Genomic DNA, 4,755 nt, shown 5'->3' on the forward strand with positions numbered 1-4,755 from the left:
GGTGGCGCTGATGACGGTCGCCTTCTTCTTCGGCCGTTACGGGATGACCATCCTGTTTGCGCTGATTTCCTTCGCCGCGCTGCGCGAATTCGTGACGCTGACGCATACGCGCCGCAGCGACCATTGGGTGCTGCTCGGCATGTTCGGCATCATCATCCCGTTTCAGTACTGGCTGGTGTGGACCGCCTGGTACGGGCTCTTCGTCATCTTCATTCCGGTCTACTGCTTCCTCTTGATGCCGGCCATCACGGCGCTGCATGGCGACACCGAACGCTTCCTCGAGCGGATCGCCGCGCAGCAATGGGCGGTGATGATCTCGGTCTATTGCGTCAGCCACGTCCCCGCCCTGCTGACACTCGACGTGCCAGGCTTCGAGGGCCGCACCCTGCTGCTGATCGCCTTCCTGATCATCGTCGTGCAAGGCAGCGACGTGCTGCAGTACATCTTCGGCAAGCTGTTTGGTAAACACCGGTTTTCGCCGAACGTCTCGCCGTCGAAAACCTGGGAAGGGCTGATCGGCGGACTGGTGTCGGCGAGCCTGCTCGGCGCGCTGTTGTCGTTCGTGACGCCCTTCTCGCCGCTGCAGGCGGCAGGCGTGGCCTTCGTCGCCTGCTCGATGGGATTCCTAGGCGGGCTGGTCGCCTCGGCCATCAAGCGCGACCAGGGCGTCAAGGACTGGGGCCATCTGATCGAAGGCCATGGCGGCATGATGGACCGCACCGACAGCCTGGTCTTCGCCGCCCCGGTGTTCTTCCACATCGTGCGCTATTTCTGGACCGTGTGATCCGGCGACCGGTTGCCAAACGCGCTCAAAGCCGGTTGCGGATCAGCATGGTGACGACGAAGAACGCACCGACCGAGCTGGTGATGATGCCGATCGGCAGTTCCTGCGGCGGCAGCAGCGTTCGGGCCAGAAGATCGCTGGCCAACAAAAGCACCGCGCCGAAGACGGCGCAGCTGGCAACCAGGCGCAGATGCAAGGGGCCTGCCAGCGGCCGCGACAGATGCGGGATCATCAGCCCGACGAAGCCGATGACCCCGGCGACAGAGACCAGGATCGCCGTCGAGAAGGCGGCGACGAGAAACGTCATTCGGCGCATGCGCGCCACTGGCACGCCAAGGCTTTCGGCGGCGTTTTCGCCGGCCAGGAAGGCATCGAGCCGGCGGTGGTTCCACAGCGCGTAAGCCAGAATGGTGCCCGCACCCAGCGCGCCCAACCAGATATTGTCCCAGCGCGCCAGGCCAAGGCCGCCCATCGTCCAGAACAACACGGAGTGGGCGGCGCGCTGGTCGCCGGCAAAGACCAGGTAGTTGGTCAAGGCGGTGAACATGAAGGACACGGCAAGGCCGGCGAGGATCAGCCGCTCCGGCCCTTGGCCCCTCACCCGCGCGACCAGCAGCAGGACGACGCCGGCGGCCAATATGCCGCCGGTGAAGGCCGCGACCGGCAACGTCCAGATGCCAAAGCTGTCGCCGAAGACGGTGATGACGGAAACAGCACCGGCGGCGGCGCCCGACGACAGGCCGAACAGGAACGGATCGGCGAGATCGTTGCGGGTCACCGTCTGCAGCAGCGCGCCGACGACGCCGAGGCCCGCGCCGACGCAGATGGCCAGGATCGTGCGCGGCAGCCGCAGATCGACGACGATCTTGCCGACCGGCCCGGACACGTCGTGCCCGCCTAAGCCGATTGCGCGGCCAAGCGCTGCTACAACGTCGGCCAGCGGGATCAGCGTCGAGCCATAGGCGATCGACAGCAGAGCGAGAGCGGCGATCGCCGCCGCTCCCGCCAGCATGGCCAACGCAAATGCCGGATGGCGCAAGCTCAAAATGCTTCCGGGTGCATGGCCTTGGCGATCTTGTCGATCGCTTCGATGTTGGCGGGTCCAGGCGTCAGCTCGGCGTAGCGGAGGGCGACGAAGCGCTCGTTCTTGACCGCGTCGGTCTCCTTCATGGCCGGACGCGCCTTCAGGAAGTCGAGCAGCTTCCTGTAGCCGCCACCGTCCTGGTAATCGAGCAGGATGAGGAATTGCGGATTGCGCGACGCCACCGTTTCCCAATCCGTGTTGCCCCAGCTGGTGTCCATGTCAGCCATGATGTTGTCGCCGCCGGCGGCAGTGATCATGGCGCTGGGGATGGCGAACTTGCCTGCGGTGAACGGCTTGTCCTCGCCGGAATCGTAGAGGAACACCCGCGTGCCCTTGGCGCTGCCGACCTTGGCGGTGATGTCGGCGAGCTGCGCCTTCCAGCCAGAGACAAGCTTTTCCGCCTCTGTCTCCTTGCCGAAGATCTTGCCCAGCTTTTCGACGTCGCCGTAGAGCAGGTCCATCGAGGCGGCGGGGCGCCTCTTGTCGAGATGGACGCAGCTTTCCGCCAGAACCAGCGTCTTGATGCCGTGCGGGGCAAGCGTGTCGGGCGTCACCTCGCCACCCGGCTTCATGCCGTAGTACCAGCCGGCGAAGAAGAAATCCGGCTCCACGGCCACGAGGTTTTCGAGCGTCGGATATTTCGGCGCCAGCTCCGGGATCGAACCCTGCTCTGCCTTGAATTCGGGACCGACCTTGTACCATCCGGTGATGCCGGTCAGGCCGACGATTGACGGCTGCAATTTCAGCGCGAAAGCCATCTCAGCCATGTTCAGATCATGGATGACAGCGCGCTTCGGCGGCGCGTCGAAGGTCAGCGGCTTGCCGCAGCTGTCGACGGTTACCGGGAAGGCGAAGGCGGTCGAGGTCAGCAGCGAGACGGCAAGCGAAAAAGCGAGGCGTTTCACGGGTATGCTCCTTGTGGGTGGGATCGGGTCGACTATGGAACGGCTTCAATCACGACGGCGGCGCGGCACGGTTCGGAACCTCGAACACCGTCAACTCTCGATCCTCGGTCGGATGGCGCAGGCGCAGCACATCGATGCCGAAAATCTCGCGGATCAGCTGTTGGGCCAGCGCTTCGCGCGGTGCGGCGAGCGCTTGCAGACGGGCATGGTTCATCACCGCAACCCTGGTGGCGAAGGGTGCTACCAGCGCCAGATCGTGCAGCACCGCGATCACCGTCATCTCGAAGCCTGCCACGAGGTCGAGCAGTTCGCCGCGGGCGCGCGGGTCCAGATGGTTGGTCGGTTCGTCGAGGAACAGGATTTTGGGCTGCTGGGCGATGGCGCGCGCCAGTTGGGCGCGCTGGCGCTCGCCGCCCGACAGCGAGCCGACGGTGCGGCCAAGCAGCGGCAGCAGGCCGGTCCGGCGCAGCGCATTGACGACAATGTCGCGTTCCTCGCTCCTGCGCCGCAGCCCGGCGTGCGGGACCCGGCCAAGCTCGACATAATCGATCACCGCCAGCCGCGGATCGGGCTGGTCGGTCTGGCCGACAACGGCGATATGCAGCGCCCGCTCGGCGGCCGAAATCCTGTCCAGCCCGCGTCCGCCAAGCTTCACCTCGCCGGAACTTGGCCGCAGCATGCCCGACAGCATGCGCAGCAGCGTCGTCTTGCCGGCGCCGTTGGGACCGATGATGGCAAGGCGATCGCCAGCGGCCACCGAGAAGCTGACCGCCTGGACCAGATTCCGCCCATTCGCCATGGCACAGAGGTCATGGGCTTCGAGAAGCGCTGCGCTCATCGGCTGCAGCCCGCCGGATTGCGGGGACGGCAAAGCGTGCGCATGGTGATGCGATGATCGATGGAGCCGTCCAACTTTCCGTCACTTTCCAAAACTGGCGACGGAAGGAAGCTGGCGAACCGGCCGACAAGGCCGGGATTCGCGTTTCCTCCCGGCACACCCCGTCCGGTCAACTCAGTGATGGCAGGTCTCCTGGCTCGCGGGTCGTTGCGCCATCCTGCCTTCCCAGCCTTGCCGGCCAGTGGCATTCACGGATTTTGCTCGCCGCTTACAGTTGCGGGGGCAGCCACGGCCTCGACCTGAACAGGCCTCACCGTGTTCCCTTTTCACCCCTCGCCTTTCGGCTCGGGGACCATCACCACTTCAGCGTAGATTTCCACCAAACGCTTCGCAATGGATTTCTCGGACGAAGTGGTGGGCCAGCTAACGGAAACAGGCATTGCACGCTCACTTTATGTAATAACATAACATTCTTAGGAGATGACGCGGCCCGCTGTCAAGCGAAAGCCCATGGGATCGGCGCAGATTGCACGGAATGCGCAATTTCGATCAAACTGGCCGCGCCAGGAAACGCCAAGATGATCCGGCCAATGCGAAAAGGAGCCCCATGAACCCGACCGAGAAAGCGCTGTGGTTCGTCGAGAGCCATCTGCCGGAGGCGATCTCGCTTGACGATGTCGCGCAAAGCAGCGGTGTGTCGCGTTTTCATGTGACGCGCGCCTTCGGCGCCGCAACCGGCCGCTCGGTGATGGGTTACATGCGCTCACGCCGGCTGACCGAGGCGGCGCGCAAGCTGGCCGGCGGAGCGCCCGACATCCTCGCCGTCGCGCTCGACGCCGGCTACAACTCGCATGAGGCGTTCACCCGTGCCTTCCGCGATCAGTTCGGCACCACGCCGGAACTGGTGCGCGCGCAAGGCTCGACCAACAACCTCGACCTCGTGGAGCCGATCCTGATGGACCAGTCCTTCCTCACCAATCTCGAACCACCGCGCTTCGAGACCAGCCGGCCGTTCCTGATCGCCGGCCTCGGCGAACGCTACAGCTGTGAAACCAGCGCCGGGATTCCGATGCAGTGGCAGCGTTTTGCACCCTATATCGGCAACATCCCCGGCGAGATCTCAGGCGTTTTCTACGGCGTCTGC

The 4,755-nt window shown here is 64.7% G+C and carries 5 protein-coding genes and 1 riboswitch; of the genes, 2 read left to right on the forward strand and 3 right to left on the reverse strand.

What is annotated here, in order from left to right:
* Window positions 1–784 (forward strand): phosphatidate cytidylyltransferase (locus EN914_RS24485; protein WP_127389321.1); only part of this gene is annotated, 784 nt, incomplete at its 5' end.
* A gap of 25 nt (window positions 785–809) precedes the next feature.
* Here the strand turns inward: EN914_RS24485 and EN914_RS24490 are convergent.
* Genes EN914_RS24490 through EN914_RS24500 form a run of 3 tightly spaced genes read right to left on the reverse strand, consistent with a single transcriptional unit; the run spans window position 810 to window position 3,611 of the window.
* Window positions 810–1,796: an iron ABC transporter permease gene (locus tag EN914_RS24490; protein ID WP_081714386.1), complete on the reverse strand. Its 987-nt coding sequence runs from the start codon at window positions 1,794–1,796 to the stop codon at window positions 810–812.
* Between the two features lie 29 nt (window positions 1,797–1,825).
* On the reverse strand, window positions 1,826–2,773 hold the full coding sequence (locus tag EN914_RS24495) for an ABC transporter substrate-binding protein (protein WP_024504855.1): 948 nt from the start codon (window positions 2,771–2,773) through the stop codon (window positions 1,826–1,828).
* Window positions 2,774–2,822: 49 nt separating this feature from the next.
* Window positions 2,823–3,611, reverse strand: a complete 789-nt coding sequence (locus EN914_RS24500) for an ABC transporter ATP-binding protein (protein ID WP_024504856.1) — start codon at window positions 3,609–3,611, stop codon at window positions 2,823–2,825.
* 164 nt (window positions 3,612–3,775) lie between these two features.
* Window positions 3,776–3,983, reverse strand: a riboswitch (cobalamin riboswitch).
* A 235-nt stretch (window positions 3,984–4,218) separates the two neighbouring features.
* On the opposite strand from EN914_RS24500, the gene EN914_RS24505 reads away from it, so the two are divergent.
* On the forward strand, window positions 4,219–4,755 hold a 537-nt coding region (locus EN914_RS24505), incomplete at its 3' end, for a helix-turn-helix domain-containing protein (protein WP_164778882.1).

The sequence above is a fragment of the Mesorhizobium sp. M7A.F.Ca.CA.001.08.2.1 genome (assembly GCF_003998455.1).
Classification (GTDB): Bacteria; Pseudomonadota; Alphaproteobacteria; order Rhizobiales; family Rhizobiaceae; genus Mesorhizobium; species Mesorhizobium ciceri.

Bases quoted from the DNA above. Each gene is read 5' to 3' on its own strand.
- EN914_RS24490 (WP_081714386.1), bottom strand. From the start codon at position 1,796: ATGCTGGCGGGAGCGGCGGCGATCGCCGCTCTCGCTCTGCTGTCGATC.
- EN914_RS24500 (WP_024504856.1), bottom strand. From the start codon at position 3,611: ATGAGCGCAGCGCTTCTCGAAGCCCATGACCTCTGTGCCATGGCGAAT.